Consider the following 18,359-nt stretch of genomic DNA (forward strand, 5'->3'; position numbering starts at 1 on the left):
CGCCGCCAGAAGGACCGCAACGGCCCCGGCGGGAGATAGCCGCAGTCGGGCAGTACCGATTTCACGCAACACAGCCCCCGCTGGGAGATACGAACCTAGCGGGGGCCTGCGTTTGCCTGAACGCGACCGGGACGCAGCACCTTGCCCGTCGTTTCGCCAGACCGTTTTTCCAACAAGAGTCTGCCCTGCCAAAGCCAGGGAGGGTCGCTTCCGAAGCAATGGGGTATAGTCCCCACACTCCTGCCCTTCCCGTTACCCCGGAAAAATGTCGCCCTTGCCGTACGCAGGGCTTTTCGGCTACGCAGTAAATGTAAACAAAGTTTTGTCGGAGCCACCCATGCCCTACGCCTTCCGGCGAACGTCCCGGCTCGCCATCCTGGCCCTGGCCTGCCTGTTCCTGGCGCACCCGCGGCCGGCCCTGGCCGAAACCGCCGCCTTGGCGGACGCGGATTCCCTCGAGGCGGTGCGGCAGAAGATCGCACAAAACGGCTACCACTTCACGGTGGCGGAGAACTGGGTCAGCCGCCTGCCGCGCGCCGAGCGCGAAGCCATGCGCTCCCGGGGCCGCCGCGCCGCGGCCGCCCGCGCCAACAGCCTCGCCACGGCGGCCACCGCCGCCCTGCCCCGGCTGGCCAGCCTGCCGTCGCGCTTCGACTGGCGCAACGTAAACGGCGCATCCTACATCGGGGCCATCCGCAACCAGGGCTCCTGCGGAGCCTGCTACGCCTTCTCCGCCGCAGCCACGGCCGAGGGCGTCTACAACGTCGCCACCCACCGCACGGGAGACGCCGTGACCGACTTCTCCGAGCAGTACCTGGCCTTCTGCCTGGGCAGCCAAGGACCTTACGTCGATTATTTCGACGGCTGCGACGGCGCGGACTATTCCTATTCGGAACTGCTCGCCCTGACGCAGTACGGCATCCCCAGTGAAACGGCCATGCCCTACACCGCCGCCCAATCCTCGAGCTGCTCGCTGGGCGATGCCCCCCTGGTCAAGTTCACCAGTTGGGGGCGCGCAGCCTGCAACGACATCGAGGCCATTAAGACCGCCATTCTGACCTACGGGCCGGTGGACGTGGCCGTGCTCACCTCCTCGCTCTTCGACTACTACGAAACCGGCGTCTTCGAGGACGGCCAGGACGCATGCACGGCGAACGATTACTGCTACAACACCACGACCGACCACGCCGTGACGCTCGTCGGCTGGGATGACGGCGACGCCTCCACCCCTGGCCACTGGATCCTGCGCAACTCCTGGGGCACGGGCTGGGGCGAGCAGGGCTACATGCGCATCGCCTACACCGCCGCCCGCGTGGCCTGCGCCGCCGCCTACCTTACCTACACGCCCCCCGCGGCCGCGCGCTCCCTGCCCGGAACCTACCAGCTGCTCCTGCGGCAGTAGCCCGCCGCCTTGCCAGGAAGCGGCCGCGGCGTATAGCTTCGAGCCATCCCCCGCAACGGGCGCATGCCCAAAGGATATTCCGTGCCACGCGACTCCAGAACGGATTTCGACGTCATCATCGTCGGCGGCGGCCCGGCCGGCCTTTTCGCCGCCTACCGCCTGTCCGAACGCCAGGGACTGCGCGTCCTGCTCCTCGAAAAGGGCAAAGCCGCCGGCAAACGCCGCTGCCCCATGCACGGCAAGGCCGACTGCCGCAAATGCAAGCCCTGCAACATCCTTTCCGGCATCGGCGGGGCCGGGCTCTTTTCCGACGGCAAACTCAACTTCATCCCGCGGCTGGGCAAGACCGACCTGACGCAGTTCATGCCGCTGTCCGAAGCAGTGGCGCTGATCGACGAGACCGAGGCGCTTTTCACCGCCCTCGGCATGGACGGCCCGGTCTATCCCACGGACATGGACCGGGCGCGGGCGCTGCGCAAGGAGGCGCGCAAGTGCGGCATCGAGCTTCTGCTCATCCGCCAGAAGCACCTGGGCAGCGACCGGCTGCCCGACCACATCGCAGGCATGTCCCGCATCCTCGAGGAACGCGGCGTGACCATCCGCACCGGCGAGGAGGCCAGGGACGTGCTCGTGCGTGACGGGCGCGTCGCGGGCGTGCAGACGCACAAGGACAGCTATGCCGCCCCGGCCGTGATCCTGGCCCCGGGACGCGTGGGCGCGGAGTGGATGGGGGCGCTTGCCCGCCGCCACGGCCTGCCCTACAGCCAGCGCGGCATCGAGGTCGGCGTGCGCGTGGAGGTCCACAACGAAATTCTGGCCGACCTCACGGATGTCATCTACGACCCCACCTTTTTCGTGCGCACCCGCAAATACGACGACCAGACGCGCACGTTTTGCACCAACCAGGGCGGCTACGTGGCCCTCGAGAACTACCAGGACTTCGTCTGCGTCAACGGCCACGCCTACATGGACGCCAAATCCGACAGCGCCAACTTCGCCTTCCTGTCCAAGGTGGTGCTCACCGACCCCGTTTCGGACAACCAGGCCTACGGCGAAGCCATCGGCCGCCTCGCCACCATGATCGGCGGCGGCTCCCCCATCCTCCAGCGCTTCGGGGACCTCAAACGCGGCCGGCGCAGCACCTGGAGCCGCATCCGGCGCGGCTCGGTCGAGCCGACGCTCACCTCGGTCACCTGCGGCGACATCGCCATGGCCCTGCCCGAACGCATCGTCGCCAACATCGTGGACGGCCTGGAACAGTTAAACGCCGTGGTCCCGGGCGTGGCCAATGACGAGACCCTGCTCTACGCGCCGGAAATCAAGTTCTTCGCCACGCAGATCGACGCGACGCCGGAGCTGGAAACCGCGATTTCGGGCATGTTCGTGGCCGGCGACGGGCCGGGCGTGGCCGGGAACATCGTCTCGGCCGCCGCCACGGGCCTCATCCCGGCAAAGGCCATCTTGCGCAGACTATAAAAACAAAAAAGAAAAGATGCCTCCGGCGGCCAGGAGGGGCCGAGGGCCCCTCCTGGACCACCCCGAAAGGGGGGATTCCAGGGGAAATATCGGAAGATCGAAACAGGACGGGAGACGCGACGCTCCCCCTAGACGGGAGTCCAGAGGGCGATAGCCCTTTGGCCGCCGGAGGCGTCCCCCAACCCTACCATTCGGAATCAAACACGCGGGCGTTCGTAGGCGCGGACCTGGTTGCGGCCCGAGGATTTGGCCACGTACAGGGCCTTGTCCGCGGCGTCCACGAGGTGGTCCACATTGGGCGAAGCGCAGTCGGCGAGCAGTTCGGCCACGCCGATGCTGACGTTGATCTTGATGCCGCCGACCAGGATCTGGCCGTCGGGATCGCGGATGACGAAGTTGTAGCGCTCGATCTTGCGCCGGATGATCTCGGCCAGCTCCTCGGCCTCGTCCTTGCCGATATCGGCCAGGGTCACGGCGAATTCCTCGCCGCCGTAACGGGCCGGGAAGATGTCGCGGTCCTCGAGCTGCTTGATCTCCTCGGCGAAGCCTTTGAGGATCGAGCCCACGACAACCAGGGCCTGATCACCGATGCGGTGACCGTGCTCATCGTTGAAGCGCTTGAAAAAATCGATGTCGCACATGAAAAGCGACAGCGGCTTGCCCTCGGCCACGGCACGTTCCACGGCCTTGCCGACGTGGCTGTCGAAGGCGCGGCGGTTGTGGATGCCGGTCAGCGCGTCGGTGAGGCTCATGGCCACCATCTTCTCGGCGTCCTTCTCGATCATGGAGGCCATTTCCCGGAACCCCCGCCGGATGGTGCCGAGCATGCGCTCCACGTCGCCGCCCGTCTCCACGGCTTCCACCGTGACGTTTTCGAGCTTCTGCACCCCGCCCTTGTGGCGGAAAAGCGTTTCCTGAAACTCCTGGACGAGGGAGGCGGTCTCCTGGAGCGTGCGCGTGAGTGCCCGGTTCCAGGGGGCGCTCAGAATGCGCTCGTTGATCTTGATCACCTCGCGGAACTTCTCGTCGGAGAAATCCCGGACCTTGAGCACTTCCATGACCAGGGCCTGGATCTGTTCCTTCTGTTCGTTGTCCAGAAAATCGTAGTCCTTGATGCCGCGCATGTAGAGGATCAGCCCGCGCCATTTGGAGTTGCGGGGCACGCCGACACGGTCGAGCATGGCGCATACCGCGTCCGAACAAGCGGGAACGCCCTGGGCCGGTTTGTTTCGCTGCCAATCCTTGTTCATGCGTCACTCGTTTCGGGCTTGCGGTTTTCCGGCGCTCGCGCTCGCGCCCGCGCCGCGCCTGCTTCGGAGGTTCTTTTTTTCTACACGCTTCCGCAGGAAGGCGGAAGGGAAATCTCGCCCTCCCTGCCGGTTGCCCGGCCGTGCGGCCCATGGTACAGGCCATTTCGCCGCTATCGCAGCGAACCGGAGGAGACATGGATCTGACCGTAACCGGGCACGGTGCCCTGACCCTGGTGGCAGGCCTGCCCAAAATCTTCGACTACACCACCTGCCCCGATTTCCAGCGCGCCCTGGCCCCCATGATCGAGGCTGCGCCCAAGGTGCTGTGCTTCGACCTCACGGGCGTGGAATTCATGGATTCCAGCGCCATCGGCAGCCTCATCACCGTGCGCAACCGTCTGCTCCCCGAAGGGGGCGTGGTCGCCCTTTGCGCCATCAGCGACGGCGTGGCCAAGGTGCTGCGCATCGCCGACCTCGGCAAGGTGTTTTCCATCCACGCCGACGTCGCCGCCGCCCTCGCCGCCCACGGCTGCTGACGCTTCCGCGCCCCGCCATGCTCATCCGCTACACGCCCGGGCGCACCGGCCTTGGCGAGGGGGTGCGCCGCGCGGCGCGCGCCCTGCTCTATGCCCCGACGGCCTGGCGGATGGCCCGTGATCCCGCCTATCCCTGGATCAACGCCGGGGCAGTGCACTGCCTCGACCGCTTCCTCGCCCCGTCCATGACCGCTTTCGAGTGGGGAGGCGGGCGCAGCACGTTTTTTTTCGCCAGCCGCGTGGCCCGTCTCGTGACCGTGGAACACCGGGAAAAGTGGCGCCGCCGCCTGGCCCGGGAACTCGTCGGCCAGGGCGTCGCCAATGTCACGCTGCGTTTCGCCCCCCCCGGAGACGCCAAGGGGCGGCCCGAAGACCGCCCCGCCGTCTGGCGACAAACGGGCTATGTCCCGGGAAAACCGGAATTCGCCGCCTATGCCGACGCCATCCTCGACTTCGGCCCGGACAGCTTCGATCTCGTCAGCGTGGACGGCCGGGCCCGCGTGGCCTGCGCCCTCAATGCCCTGTCGCGCCTGCGTCCCGGCGGCCTGCTCGTGCTCGACAACAGCGAATGGGAGAAATACGCCCCCGTCTTCACCGCCGCTTCCGGCTGGCCGCGCCGGGATTTCGAAAACGGCGTCTGGCGCACCACGATCTGGTGTCGCCCCGCCGGGGCAAACACGTGACAGAAGCCTTGCCCGGGCGTATGGAGGCGGTATGACGGTTCCCACTGACCAATTGACCTTGCGCTTCGCCCGGTCCATGGCCGAGGCGAACCAGGAACGTTGGGACGCCCTGGCCGAGCCCCTGGACACGCCCTTTTTCGAATACGCGTGGCTCAAGTTGCTGGAAGACTCCGGCAGCGCCGCCCCGGCCAAGGGCTGGTATCCCAACCACCTGCTCGCCCATGCCGGCGGCGTCATGGTCGGCGCGCTGCCCATGTACTTGAAGTGGCACTCCGACGGCGAATTCGTCTTCGACCAGCTCTGGGGCGAGGCGGCCTCGCGCCTGGGGCTGCCCTACTTTCCGCGCCTCGTCGCAGCCAGCCCCTTCACCCCGGCCACAGGACTGCGCTTCCTGGCCGACTCCGACATGAACCAGGTGCGTCTTTCCCGGCGCATGTTCGAAGCCGTCGAACAATACTGCCTGGGCAACGGCGTCCAGGGCGCGGCCCTGCTCTTCACCGAACCGGACTTCGCCGCCGCCTCGGAGGACCACGGCTTCACGGCCTGGCGGCATCAGGGCTACCTTTGGCGCAACCGCGGTTTTTCCGATTTCGACGACTTCCTGTCCACGCTCAACGCCAACCGGCGCAAGTCCGTGCGCCACGAGCGCAGCGCCCTGGCCGCGTCCGGCGTGCGCGTGGAGATCGTCTCCGGCGCGGATATCCCGGATTCGTTTTTTCCCATCATGCGCGAGCTCTACGACCGCACCAACGCCAAGTTCGGTCCCTGGGGCTGCCGCTACCTGACGCCGGCCTTCTTCGAGGGTCTGCCCGCGGCCTTCCGCCACCGTCTGGCCTTTGCCGCCGCGTTCCGGGAGGGCCGCCGCGACCCCGTGGCCCTGGCCATGCTCGCCCACAAGCGCGACATCCTCTTCGGCCGCTACTGGGGCTCGTTCGAGGACATCCCTTTCCTGCACTTCGAGCTGTGCTACTACGCCCCCATCGCCTGGGCCATCGCCCACGGCATCACCCGGTACGACCCCGGCATGGGCGGCGCGCACAAGGCCCGTCGCGGCTTCGTGTCCGTATCCAGCTACAGCAGCCACCGCTTTTTCGACCCGCGCATGGACATGATCTTCCGCACGCACATCGACCGCGTCAACCAGTTGGAAAACCACTACATCGACGAGCTCAACGAACTGCTGCCCCTGCGGCGCAAGGGCTAGGCCGGCACAGACCGGCTGGTTGCGTCCCTTAAAAAATACGTCCGTATTTTTCAAAATAAGGATACGTAGAAGTTGTCCTCCAAAAAAATGCACTTTCTTGGGGACGCGGCATTAGAACTTGCGATCGAGCAGTTGCCGTAGCACTTCCTCGTCGTCGGCCGTATCCAGGCCGTCCAGTTCGCGCCGCAGCGCCGTGATCGCCTCGCGCTCGGCCGCGACATGCGCGCGCAGCGCATCGCGTCGCTGCCGGATCGCCGTCAGGATCGTCGCCTTGCGCGCGTTGGCCGACCCCAGCCGCGCCGTCACCACCTCGGCCAGGCGGCGGAAGATGCGGATGAGGAAATCCTCGCGCTCCGGACTCGGCAGGAAATCCACATAGCCCATGTCCACGGCCAGGCAGCGTGACGGGACATCGGCCACCACCGTGGCCGTGCGCCCCTTGCCGAGGATGAAGCTCATCTCGCCGAAGACCGTACCCGGCGCGTCCATGACCGCGACCCGCTTCCCCCCGCGCAGCGCCCGCACCGCGCCGTCGAGCAGCACGAAAAAGGTCTTTTCGTAGTTGCCCTCCTCGACCACGGTCTCGCCCGCATCGAACAGGCAAAGCGATACCGCCCCGGTGCGCAGCAACAGTTCCAGGTCCTCGCCCGCAAACCCCGCCCACAGCGGCAGCTTCGCCATAAGGGCAAGCACGCGAGCGGCGTCGGCGTCCTCGATCCGGCGCATACCGCCTAGCCCTCCGTATTCCCGGCGGCGGCCGCCTCGAGTCCGGCGCGGTCGCGAATCTCGATTTTCCTGCCGCGCACCACGACATGGCCGGCTTCCGCGAGCTTCTTGAGCGCCCGGGAAAGGGCTTCGGGCGTGGCCCCGACGATCTTGGCCACCTCGCGCTGGCTGATGGAAAGGCGCACGAGGTCCCCGGACAGGGCCCTGCCGGCCTCATGCAGCAAAAAGACGGCCACACGCCCGGGCAGGTCGCGCAGGGCAAGCGATTCGATCATGGCCATGGCCTCCTTGAACCGGCCGCACATGAGCCGCATCAGGTCGGTGAACGCCTGCGGACTGTCCTGGATCGCCTCGGCCAGGGCTTTGGTCGGGAATTCCAACACCAGCGTCTCGGCAAGCGCGGCGGCGAAAGCGGGAAAGGAGGCGCTGTCCACCAGCGTGCACAGGCAAAAGGGTTCGCCGGGCCCGAGCAGGAAAAGCGTCTGTTCCCGGCCGTCCGGCCCGGCCCGGTAGACCTTGGCCTGCCCGGTGGCAATGCAGTGGAAAACGTCCGCGGCCTGCTCCTTGACGGCAAGGAGCGCCCCGGGCGCATATCTGGTCGCGCGCGCGTTCGCCGCGAGCGTTTGCAGCCGCGCTTCGGGCATGCCCCCGAAAAGCGGCAGGGATCGCAACAGGATCATCCGCGCGGTCTGGTCCATAGTTCCTCCGGTTCACCTTCCACGCCCCGCCGACCTTTCCGAAAACAAAAGGGGCGGCCCAGCGCGCCGCCCCAGCTTGCAGACCCTTTGACCGGGATCAGTATCCGGCCGCCAGTCCGTCGCCGCGCGGGTCGGTCGCGCCGAAGCGCACGCCTGTTTGCGGATCGATCAGGATCGCCCCGGCATGCCCCATGGTATCCGTGTAGGCGTCAACGACCTTAACGGGATGCCCCCGGCGGCGCAATTCTTCCACTGCGGCATCGCTCATGCGGCTTTCCAGCTTGAGATCGTTCGACGACGCTCCCCAGGTACGGCCATGCAGCCAGCGGGGTGCGGCGATCGCGTCCTGGGGCGTCATGCCGAAATCCACGATACGCGTCACGATGGCGGCCTGCGTTTGCGGCTGCCCTTCGCCGCCCATGGTGCCGTACACGAGGTAGGGCTTGCCGTCCCGCAACAGCATGGCGGGATTGAGGGTATGGAATGTGCGCTTGTGCGGTTCGAGATGATTGACGTGGTTGGGATCCAGGGAGAAGAAGCTGCCCCTATTTTGCAACAGCACCCCGGTATCGCCGGCCACGATTCCGGAACCGAAATCATGGTAGATGCTCTGGATCAACGAAACGGCATTGCCCTGTTCGTCCACCACGCCAAGCCAGATCGTGTCGCCCTTGGGGTCAAGGGGTTTGACTTCCTTCGCCGCGTTTTTGAGATCGATGCGCGCGGCCTGATCCTTGCCGTGTTGTGCCGAGAGCAGGTCCTTCAGGGGAATGGACGAGAAAGCCGGGTCCGTCAGGTAGCGATCGCGATCGGCAAACGCCTCCTTGGTCGCCTCGACGATCAGGTGATAATAGTCCGCGGAGCCTTCGCCGAGCTTTTGCACGTCGAAATTGTTCAGAATGTTCAGGATCTCGAGGGAGGCCATCCCCTGGGTGTTGGGCGGGAAATTGTAGGCGACAAGGTTGCGGTACGGCACATGGATCGGTTCGACCCAGTCCGCCGTATGCTTGGCGAAATCGTCGAGCGTCAGCATGCCTCCGTTTTGCTGGAGATACGCGACAATCCTCTTGGCAATGGGACCTTTATAGAAGGCGTCCGCCCCGTCCGTGGCGATGGTCTCCAGTGTCGCGGCCAGGGTGGGCAGTTTCATGACTTCGCCGAAGGTGTACGCCTTGCCCCCCGGCTTCAGGTACATGCCCGAAAACGCATCAAAGCGCTGGAGATTGCGGAATTCCTGATCATTGGGATTGACGTTGATCGCTTCCCAATACGCCAGGCTCGGGCTGACGGGGAAACCGTCGCGCGCATAAGCGACGGCGGACTGGAAAAGGCGCGCCCAGGGCAGGCTTTTCCCCATGGATTCCTTGGCGTAGCGGTAGGCGGCATCCCAACCGGAGACGACGCCCGGCACGGTATTGGCAGCCAGGAATCCGCGGGAGGGAATCTTGCTCAGCCCCTTGGATTTGTAAAAATCGATGGTCGCTTTTTCGCCGGCCCGGCCGCTGGCGTTCAGGGCGCGCAATTCCCCGGTCTTCGCATTGTAAATCAACCAGAAATTGTCGCCGCCGAGCGTGCACATCTGCGGGTAGACCACCGCCAGCGTGGACGCGACGGCAATGGCCGCGTCCACGGCATTGCCACCGGCGCGCAACACATCCACACCGGCCTGGGTGGCCAGATAATTCGGCGAGGTGACCATCCCCTTCGTGGTCATGGGGTCGATGGTCCGGGAGGCCGTCTCGCTGTATTTTCCGGTTTGTGCCCGGAGGGTTCCCACAAAAAGGGTCATCGAAAAGACTCCAACCAAGACAACGCATTTTCGAAACGTCATCGTACACTCCTTTCACAGGACTCGCATCCGACCTTTTGACTTGCGCCAAAAATGTTAGCCATCTTAAAATGTAATGTAAATAAAGATTTTATTTTAATAACTATTGCCATTCTTGAAAAATATATTTCATTCTCCCCAGCCCAGCCTCTTCCCCATGCGCAGCGCAAAAAAAAGGGGGAGGCCCGAGGCCTCCCCCTTTTGAACGGCACGGGGCCGTTTTCTACCACTTGTCCGTAGCAAACGCGTCGGAGCCGAAGCCGAAGTCCGAAGACGGCTCGCCGCCGACAACGGGCTCGCCGGTGCCGCCGGCAGCGGCTTCGCCGCCGGCCGGGGCGGCGCCGCCCGCAGCCACGGTGACAACGCCATGCTTTTTCACATCCTCGATCATCTTGAGCAGCTCGTCAACCTTGCCGATGTATTCGGTGACCTTGGCTTCGGAGGCGACGATGACCTTCTCGCCCTCGTCCTTCATGGAAGCCTCGAGTTTCTTGGCCTTTTCTTCGGCGGCCTTGCAGCGCACCTCGACGTCTTTCAGGATGGCGGTCTTCTCGGCCAGTTCCTTCTCGACGGTGGCGAGCTTGGCGGACATTTCCTCGTTGGCCTTCTTGGTTTCGGCCAGCTTGGCGAAAATGGCGCTGATTTCGGCCACGACGTCGGGCGGCAGCACGGACACGGAAACGTTCTGGGCGGTGCTGCCGAGCTCGCCGCTGCTCATGCGCACGAGTTCGGGATGCTGTTCGTATATCCAGGCCTTGGCCAGGGCGGCGGCGAAAGGAGCGAGTTCCGCATCGATTTCCATGCCGGCCATGAACCCGACCATCTCGGCCACGGCTTTCTTGTTGCCTTCCTTGTCGACGCCTTTCAGGTACGACACGAACGCGTTCATGGGGAAGACTTTGCGAGCTTCAGCCATGGTATCCTCCTTAAATTAGACCATGAAAGTCTTGGCTTCGTCACGTTTGAGGGGAAGCCGCCCAGCCTGATGGGCGTACACCAGCGCCGTCGTCCTGTAGACCAAGTGCCCGAGCTTGGACCAGGGCAGATAGGCAAACAGCATGAAGACCGCAATCAAATGCAGGTAGTAGGTCGGGTAGGCCAGGGCGGCCACGCCGGCCAGACGGAAGATCTCCGAACCAAGGCCCGTAAGGGCGACGGCCCAGATGACCCCGAGCAGATACCAGTCGTAGTAGGACGACGTGGACTTGGCGGGATCGACGCTCAGACGACGGCGGGTCAGCATGGTCAGGCCGTAGAGCAGGGCGATGGCCCCGACGTTGGCGAGCAGCTTCACCGGGCTCCACAGGGGCATGGGCGTGTGCCCCAGCGGCGCGATGAAGTGCACGATCTTGCCGCCCCAGTGGGACACCGCCACGATGGACGTGACGATGGCCAGAGCCACGAAGCCGTAGAACAGCGACAAATGGCCCTTGTAGCGTTCGGTGTTATCGTTTCCGCACTCGTTCCACTTCACGTGGGTGGCGATCTCGTCCAGGACCACGGCCTTGATCGATTCGATCAGGCTGGGCTTTTTGTACGGCGCGCCGATGTGCAGGGTGGTGGGGATGGTCTTGTCGAAGCTCTTCCACAGCTTGGTCACGCCCTTGTAGAAGGAGAACATCACGAAGATGGCGACCAGGCCGAAGATGGGGTCGATGGTGAAGTCGCCCGGGAAGAGCTTGCCGTAGACGATCTCGCCCTCGGGCAGGCCGAAGCCGGCGCTGAGGAGCCAGATGAACAGGTACAGGACCGCCGGGATGGCGATGAGCTTCGGCAGATCCTTGGCCGAACTCATCCATTTGCCGATGATGCTCGGCGACACCAGATCCCGGTAGGTGATGTTGCGGATGGCGGAGATGAGGTCGCCAGGCCGCGCGCCGCGGGGGCACAGATCGGAACAGGTCTGGCAGTTGTGGCACAGCCAGATGTCGATGTCGCCCTCGAAACGGTCCTTGAGACCCCACTGCGCCCAGACCATCTCCTTGCGGGGGAAGGGGTTCTCGGGCGGGGCCAGGGGGCAGGCCACGCTGCAGGTGGCGCACTGGTAGCACTTCTTGCAAGCTTCGCCACCAGCCGCCTGCAGGTCCTTGACGAACTGCAGATCGGGTTTGATACGCTCGGCGTATGACATGGAGCCTTCCTCCTAATAGCCTTTGAACGGGTTCGGGCCGATCTTGAGGACCATATCCATGAACTGGTCGATCATGTCCGGGACCTTGTCGTATTCGTCGATGGCCACCTGATACTGCTCGACGCGCTCGGGCTCGACGCCGAGGCGCTTGAGGGACTCGGCGATGTTTTCCTTGCGGCGGTTGCAGATCTCGGAGCCCTTGACGAAGTGACACTGGTAGTCGTCGCCGTATTTGCAGCCGAGCAGCATGACGCCGTCGACGCCCTTGCTCATGGCGTCGGCCACCCAGATGGCGTTGACCGAACCCAGGCAGCGCACCGGGATGATGCGCACGTAGGGGCTCCACTTCCTGCCGCGGATGGCCGCCATGTCGAGCGCCGGGTAGGCGTCGTTCTCGCAGGCCAGGATGAACACGCGCGGCCCGCCCTCTTCGATCTTGGGCGGAATCTCGCACTCGCGGATCATGGAACCGATCATGTCGATGTTGTAGTTGTCAAAGGAGATGACGCGTTCGGGGCAGGCACCCATGCAGGTGCCGCAGCGGCGGCAGCGCGTGGGATTGGGCTTGGGCGTTCCCTTCTCATCGTCGTCCAGGGCGCCGAACGGGCATTCCTCGGTGCAGCGCTTGCACTGGGTGCAGCGCACGAAGTTGAACACCGGGTAGGAAAGGTCGCCCGAACGGGGATGGACGGCCACGCCATGGCTCGCGGACTCGACGCACTGGATGGCCTTGAGCGCCGCGCCCGCGGCGTCTTCCCGGGCCTGCGCCATGGTCATGGGCTGACGCACGCAGCCGGCGGCGTAGATGCCGGTGCGGCGGGTCTCGTAGGGGAAGCAGATGTAGTTCGAATCGGCGAAGCCGTCGAACAGCCCCAGGTCCGGGAAGGCCGGACCCTGGCGGTAGAGCAGGTTGATGGTCGGGTCAAGCGCCGTTGCCGGCACGAGGCCCGTGGGCAGGACGACGAGGTCGGCGGCCAGGGTGATCGCGCCGCCAAGGAGGGTGTCCTTGGCCGCGACCACGAGGCTCGTGCCTTCCTCGGTCACGCCCGTCACCGTGCCCTTGGTGAGCATGATGCCGGGATTGTCCTGGGCGGCGCGGTAGTAGCGCTCGTTGATGCCCGGAACCATCATGTTGTCGTAGACGATCATGGCCACGGCGTCGGGGAGCTTTTCCCGGACGTAGTTGGCCTGCTTGAGCGCGACGAGGCTGGTCAGCTCCGAGGAGTAGGCCAGGTGCTTGGGCGTCTTGATCGGGTTGAAGGAGGGGGCTTCCTCCTCACCTTCCTTCTTCTCTTCGGCCTTGGCTTCCTCGGCGGGGATCTCGGCGACCGCCTCGGCCGTGGCGGCCTCCATGAGCTTGGTCACGTCCACGATGAAGGCGACCGAACCCGGGGCCTTGCCGTCGGAGGGGCGCTTGATGTCGCCGGCCTTGACCATGGCCTCGAACTCGGCCGAGGTCACGACGTTTTTGAGCTTGCCGTAGCCGAAGGGCGCAAGCGCCTCGGTGTCCATGGGCGACCAGCCGGCCGCCAGGACCACCGAGCCCACGGGGAGTTTTTCCTCGTTGCCGCCCGAGGCCAGGGTGGCCTCGTACATGGCCGGCGCGCCGGCGAGCTGCTTGAGGCTCGTGTTGAGGCGCACCTTGATCTTGGAGTTGCCCGTCACGAGGCCGATGAGCCGGTCGATGCCGGTGTCCGTGGCTTCGAGGTAGGGGTAGCTCATGGGAAAGGTCTTGTAGAGCCCCGCGGCGCGGCCGCCGAGCTTGTCGGACTTCTCCACGAGGATGACTTCGGCGCCGGCGCCGGCCGCGGCCAGGGCCGCGTTCAGGCCGGTGAAGCCGCCGCCGAGGACCAGAATGGTCTTGTTGGTCTCGGGCAGCTCCGGATTGGGCCGGCTCATCTTCTGCATCTTGACCACACCCATGCGCAGGTAGTCATGCACCATGGAAAGCAGTTCGGCAGGGATGGGGCCGCCGGCCGCGACGGACGAACCGTCGGGGTTTTTATAAGACAGGGTCACGAACTCGCGCAGGTTGACGCGGTCGACGAGCACCTTGTCGCCAAAGGTGAAAACGTCCCAGTCGACCCGGGGCGAAGTGCCGCAGATGAGCACCGCGTCGATTTCGCCGCCGTCGACGTCGGCCTTGATCATGGCCACGCCGTCGGGGCTCGACAGCCGTTTGTGGGCCTTGACGATGGGGCAGGCCCCGCCGCATTTCTCCTTGACGTACGCGGCCAGCTCCTCGGCGTTAAGGAGCGGGGCGACGCTGGATTCGTCGATATACACACCGATTTTTTCGGCCATCGCCGCTACCTCCCTCGCACCAAAGCGATTGCTTTCATGGCCGCGCCGGTCGCGGACTGGGCCGACTTCATGACGTCAAGGGGCGTGGCGGCGCAACCGGCGGCGAAAATGCCTTTCTCCTCGCCGCCCACGATAAAGCCCATTTCGTCCAGGGGCACGTCCACCGGCAGGCGCTCGCCGGCAATGCTCGGCTGCATGCCCGTGGCCAGCACCACCAGTTCGAAGCGGTTGTCGGACTTGATGCCGGACACGGCGTCTTCCACGGTGAGGATGACGTCGCCTGTGCCGGCGTCCTCGGCCACGGCGGCAACCTTGCCCTTGACAGCATTGATGCGGTCATCGGCCAGGATGCGCTTGGCGAAGTTGTCGTAACGGCCCGGGGTGCGCAAGTCGATGTAGTAGATGGTGACGCGGGCTTCCGGAAAGGCTTCGCGCACGTAGGCGGCCTGCTTGAGGGACGCCATGCAGCAGATGTAGGAGCAGTAGTTGAGGTGGTTTTCGTCGCGCGAACCGGCGCACTGCACGAAAGCCACGGAGCGCGGGGCCTTGCCGTCCGAGGGGCGCACGATCCTGCCGCGGGTGGGTCCGCTCGGAGAAGCCAGGCGCTCGAGCTGCATGTTGCTGACGCAGTTGGCGATCTCGCCCGCGCCAAGGTTGGTGAGCCGCGTCACGTCGTAGGGCTTCCAGCCTGTGGCGTAGACGATGGACCCGACCTTGAGCACGATTTCCTTGGGCGCGTCGTCGAGGTTGATCACGTCGGCGCCGGACAGGAGTTCCAGGTCTTCCTTGGTGCAGCGTTCCTTGTCCAGAACGTAGCGGTTGGGGAAGGCGAAGGGGACGTCCATGTACAGGGCCTTGCGCTCGCCGAGGCCCAATTCGAAGTCGCTCTTGACGTCCTTGGAAAGCTTTTTGACCGTCTCGGAGAGATCGACGCTGCCGGGTTCGACGTAGCGGGGCCTGATTTTCACCGTGACTTCGTAGTCGCCGGCCTTGCCCGAGACCTTGGTGACTTCGGCCAGGGTGAAAAACTTGACGTTCTTGTTGTTCTTGATGCGCTGGAACTGGATTTCCAGACCGCAGGACGGGGGGCACAGCTTGGGGAAATATTTATTGAGCTGCATCACCCGGCCGCCGAGAAAAGCATTTTTCTCGACGATGTAGACCTCGTGGCCGACTTCCGCGGCTTCAAGCGCGGCGGTGATGCCGCTGAAGCCGCCGCCGACGACCAGTATCGCGTTGCTTCCCATCGCAACCTCCCGGCAATGGTTAAGGCCAGCAAGAAAACGGCCTGATCCGCGAGGATAGACCGCCCCCGCCGTAGGCGTCAAAGCACGGTCCATCCGCCCGGGTAAGACCGTTAAAAAGCGGCCGCGGGAGAACCCCGCGGCCGCTCTGGTCATTCCTACTCGGGAATGATCTGGTAGTAGGCCTTCTTGAAGACCTTGGTCTCCTTGGTGGCCGGGTCGTACTTGGAGTTGACGAAGCACTTCCATTTGCTGTCGTCCAGACCCAGGAAGTCGCCGCGGTAGTAGAAGCCCGGGTAACGGGTTTCTTCGCGGAAGGAGATGTGGGTCATGTGCAGGCGGACGGTCCACAGGCGGTGGTACTGCTCCCAGCAGCGCATGAGCTCGTGCAGGTCGCGGGCGGCCAGCTTCTGGCTGTCCTCTTCGAGGTACTGCAGCAGCTGGAAGCCCGTGTCGAGCAGGGACTTGGAGGTCGTGTACAGGGTGGCGCAGCCTCCGCCGTACTCGTCCGTGCACTTCACCAGGCGCATCATGAAGTTGTGCGGGGTGATGTAGCTGGGGTTCACGACCGGGTCGGTGGAAAGTCCGACGTTGGCCTTGAAGGTCTCCCAGGGCTTGTAGATCTCTTTGGCGAGGTCGGAAGCCTTTTCAGTCAGGGTGGGCTTGAAGTCCTTGTGGTCGACGACCCAGCGCACCATCTGCTTGCCGGCGATGCGGCCCTCGGCGTGGGAGCCCGAGGAGAACTTGTGGCCGGAGGCGCCGACGCCGTCAGCGCAGGTGAACAGACCGTTGACCGTGGTCATGCGGTTGTAGACCTTGCCGTTGTCGGCCTTGACTTTGTACTCCTCCGGCACCCAGGCTTCGTCCGGGCCGGAGACCCAGATGCCGCAGCAGCCGGAGTGGGAACCGAGCAGGTAAGGCTCGGTCGGCATGATCTCGGAGCCCTTCTTCTCGGGCTCGGTGTCCGTGCAGGCCCAGAGGTTGGCCTGGCCGACGCACATGTCGAGGAAGTCTTCCCACGCCTCGGACTCGAGGTGCTTCTGCTGCTCGGCGTTGAGGTTGGCGAAGGTGGACTGCAGGGCGCCGGCGGTGTCCATGTAGATGGGACCGCGGCCTTCGCGCATTTCACGGAGCATCATGTGGTTACGCAGGCAGGTCGGGATGATGTGACCCTTGGCGTAGCCGCGATCCTCGTAGGGCTTCAGCATGGCCTTGTTGGTGGCGCAGTAGTCTTCGCCCTTGGCGTTGGTGGCTTTGGCCTTGAACAGCAGGAACCAAGCGCCGACCGGGCCGTAACCGTCCTTGAAGCGGGCGGGGACGAAGCGGTTTTCCATCATCGTCATCTCGGCGCCGACCTGAGCGCACATGGTGTAGGTGGAACCAGCGTTCCAAACCGGGTACCAGGCGCGGCCCATGCCTTCACCGGTGGAGCGGGGGCGGTACACGTTGACCGCGCCGCCGCAGGCCACCAGGATGGCGTTGGCCTTGAAGACGAACACTTTGTTTTCGCGGGTGGAGAAGCCGACCGCACCGGCGATGCGGTTGGGCTGCTTGGCGTCCAGGAGCAGCTTCACGATGAAGACGCGCTCCATGTAGCGATCCTGGCCCAGGGCGTTTTTCGCAGCCTCGGCCACGATGCACTTGTAGGACTCGCCGTTGATCATGATCTGCCAGCGGCCGGAGCGGACAGGCTTGGCGCCGGTGCGCAGGGACACGCCCTTGGCCTTGGACTGCGCGCCGTCCAGGTTGTGACCGTCGGCGTCCTTGGTCCAGCAGGGCAGGCCCCACTCTTCGAACAGGTGGACGGAATCGTCGACGTGACGGCCGACGTCGAAGATCAGGTCTTCGCGGACCAGACCCATGAGGTCGGTGCGGACCATGCGGACGTAGTCGTCCGGGACGTTCTCGCCGATGTAGGTATTGATGGCGGACAGGCCCTGCGCAACGGCGCCGGAGCGCTCGAGGGCGGCCTTGTCGAGCAGCATCACGCTGATCCCGCCGATCTTGTCGGCCCAGCGGCAGACCTCGTAGGCCGCACCGCAGCAGCCCATGCCGCCACCGACCATGAGGATGTCAACGTCTTTTTCAATCAGTTCCGGCTCGGCAAGGGCAACGCCTTTGGGCTCGTCCTTCACAGGAATCGTCGGCATGATATAGTTCCTCCGTAGGATGAATGACTAGCGAGTTGGGTACCGGTCTGGACTACTGGCAGAAGCCGTCGAGCCAGCACTGGACGGTGTCCATGCCGGTGACGTCGAACTTCTTGCCGAGAGCTTCCTTGGGGGTGGCCAGGGCGGTCTCGGTAAAAAGCAGTTCGTCGTCCAGGTTGGCGCCTTCGGGCTTGCCATCGTAGGGCTTGATGGAGCCTTCAGGGGTGGTGCGGATCGGGAACTTGAAGCGCTTGATGTTGCCGTTGCGGAACTTCACGGTCCACATGATGGAGTCGGCCGAGCGCATGGGGATGGACGTGCCGCCCATGGGAGCGAAGTCGGCGTAGGGGCGGGCGGAGATGGCGCCCTGCGGGCAGATTTTCACGCAGGAGTAGCATTCCCAGCAGGCGGACGGCTCCTGGTTGAAAGCGCGCATTTCCTGAGGATCCAGAATCATCAGGTCATTGGGGCAAATGTACATGCACGCGGTCTTCTCACCGCCTTTGCATCCGTCACACTTGCTCGGATCCACAAAGGTAGGCATAGTTCATCCTCCAAACGTTTAGTTGTTGTACACCCAGCGCCCAATCCAAAAGAGCTACACGCCGTTGCGCGACAGGACATCCGCGCGCCGGATCGACGACGCTCGTGCGTCACCGTTCCCGGCCTGCCCTCGCGCCGGCGTCGCTTGGTGCCGACACCGAGAACAAGTCGCCGGGGCCTTGCG

At 64.6% G+C, this 18,359-nt stretch carries 15 protein-coding genes; 5 read left to right on the forward strand and 10 right to left on the reverse strand.

Annotated features, from left to right (window positions below; all coding sequences use genetic code 11):
- Positions 1-337 precede the first annotated feature (337 nt).
- Together Q368_RS0117860 and Q368_RS0117865 are read left to right on the forward strand one after the other, a co-directional pair.
- Positions 338-1,402 (forward strand): C1 family peptidase, encoded by a 1,065-nt coding sequence (locus Q368_RS0117860; RefSeq protein WP_029460409.1) that lies wholly within the window; start codon positions 338-340, stop codon positions 1,400-1,402.
- A gap of 81 nt (positions 1,403-1,483) precedes the next feature.
- A complete protein-coding gene (locus tag Q368_RS0117865) occupies positions 1,484-2,878 on the forward strand; it encodes an NAD(P)/FAD-dependent oxidoreductase (protein WP_029460410.1) in 1,395 nt (464 codons plus the stop codon).
- Between the two features lie 197 nt (positions 2,879-3,075).
- On the opposite strand, the gene Q368_RS0117870 is transcribed toward Q368_RS0117865, so the two are convergent.
- The gene (locus tag Q368_RS0117870) at positions 3,076-4,128 is read right to left on the reverse strand and encodes a GGDEF domain-containing protein (RefSeq protein ID WP_029460411.1); all 1,053 of its coding nucleotides are present in this window, start codon (positions 4,126-4,128) and stop codon (positions 3,076-3,078) included.
- A gap of 194 nt (positions 4,129-4,322) precedes the next feature.
- Here Q368_RS0117870 and Q368_RS0117875 point away from each other — a divergent pair, with 194 nt between their 5' ends.
- Genes Q368_RS0117875 through Q368_RS0117885 form a run of 3 tightly spaced genes read left to right on the forward strand, consistent with a single transcriptional unit; the run spans position 4,323 to position 6,551 of the window.
- On the forward strand, positions 4,323-4,664 hold the full coding sequence (locus tag Q368_RS0117875) for an STAS domain-containing protein (protein WP_029460412.1): 342 nt from the start codon (positions 4,323-4,325) through the stop codon (positions 4,662-4,664).
- A 17-nt stretch (positions 4,665-4,681) separates the two neighbouring features.
- Entirely contained in the window at positions 4,682-5,347 is a 666-nt protein-coding gene (locus tag Q368_RS0117880) for an O-methyltransferase (protein ID WP_029460413.1), read from the forward strand.
- Positions 5,348-5,378: 31 nt separating this feature from the next.
- Positions 5,379-6,551, forward strand: coding sequence for a GNAT family N-acetyltransferase (locus tag Q368_RS0117885; RefSeq protein ID WP_029460414.1), 1,173 nt, complete (start codon positions 5,379-5,381; stop codon positions 6,549-6,551).
- A 111-nt stretch (positions 6,552-6,662) separates the two neighbouring features.
- Here the strand turns inward: Q368_RS0117885 and Q368_RS0117890 are convergent, their stop codons facing one another.
- From Q368_RS0117890 to aprB, 9 genes are all read right to left on the reverse strand, one after another.
- Entirely contained in the window at positions 6,663-7,277 is a 615-nt protein-coding gene (locus tag Q368_RS0117890; RefSeq protein ID WP_029460415.1) for a cyclic nucleotide-binding domain-containing protein, read from the reverse strand.
- 5 nt (positions 7,278-7,282) lie between these two features.
- A complete protein-coding gene (locus Q368_RS0117895; RefSeq protein ID WP_029460416.1) occupies positions 7,283-7,975 on the reverse strand; it encodes a Crp/Fnr family transcriptional regulator in 693 nt (230 codons plus the stop codon).
- Positions 7,976-8,072: 97 nt separating this feature from the next.
- Positions 8,073-9,806 carry a gamma-glutamyltransferase gene (gene ggt, locus Q368_RS0117900; RefSeq protein ID WP_052360277.1) on the reverse strand — a complete coding sequence of 578 codons (1,734 nt, stop codon included), beginning with the start codon at positions 9,804-9,806 and terminating at the stop codon, positions 8,073-8,075.
- A 220-nt stretch (positions 9,807-10,026) separates the two neighbouring features.
- The gene (locus Q368_RS0117905; RefSeq protein WP_029460418.1) at positions 10,027-10,719 is read right to left on the reverse strand and encodes a hypothetical protein; all 693 of its coding nucleotides are present in this window, start codon (positions 10,717-10,719) and stop codon (positions 10,027-10,029) included.
- A 15-nt stretch (positions 10,720-10,734) separates the two neighbouring features.
- Positions 10,735-11,934, reverse strand: coding sequence for a quinone-interacting membrane-bound oxidoreductase complex subunit QmoC (gene qmoC / locus Q368_RS0117910; protein WP_029460419.1), 1,200 nt, complete (start codon positions 11,932-11,934; stop codon positions 10,735-10,737).
- Between the two features lie 12 nt (positions 11,935-11,946).
- Positions 11,947-14,238 (reverse strand): hydrogenase iron-sulfur subunit, encoded by a 2,292-nt coding sequence (locus Q368_RS0117915; RefSeq protein ID WP_029460420.1) that lies wholly within the window; start codon positions 14,236-14,238, stop codon positions 11,947-11,949.
- A 5-nt stretch (positions 14,239-14,243) separates the two neighbouring features.
- The gene (locus Q368_RS0117920) at positions 14,244-15,485 is read right to left on the reverse strand and encodes a CoB--CoM heterodisulfide reductase iron-sulfur subunit A family protein (protein ID WP_029460421.1); all 1,242 of its coding nucleotides are present in this window, start codon (positions 15,483-15,485) and stop codon (positions 14,244-14,246) included.
- Between the two features lie 155 nt (positions 15,486-15,640).
- A complete protein-coding gene (gene aprA, locus Q368_RS0117925) occupies positions 15,641-17,632 on the reverse strand; it encodes an adenylyl-sulfate reductase subunit alpha (RefSeq protein WP_029460422.1) in 1,992 nt (663 codons plus the stop codon).
- 52 nt (positions 17,633-17,684) lie between these two features.
- On the reverse strand, positions 17,685-18,176 hold the full coding sequence (gene aprB, locus Q368_RS0117930) for an adenylyl-sulfate reductase subunit beta (RefSeq protein ID WP_029460423.1): 492 nt from the start codon (positions 18,174-18,176) through the stop codon (positions 17,685-17,687).
- Positions 18,177-18,359: the final 183 nt, after the last annotated feature.

It is taken from the genome of Solidesulfovibrio alcoholivorans DSM 5433 (genome assembly GCF_000702665.1).
GTDB classification, from domain to species: Bacteria; Desulfobacterota; Desulfovibrionia; order Desulfovibrionales; family Desulfovibrionaceae; genus Solidesulfovibrio; species Solidesulfovibrio alcoholivorans.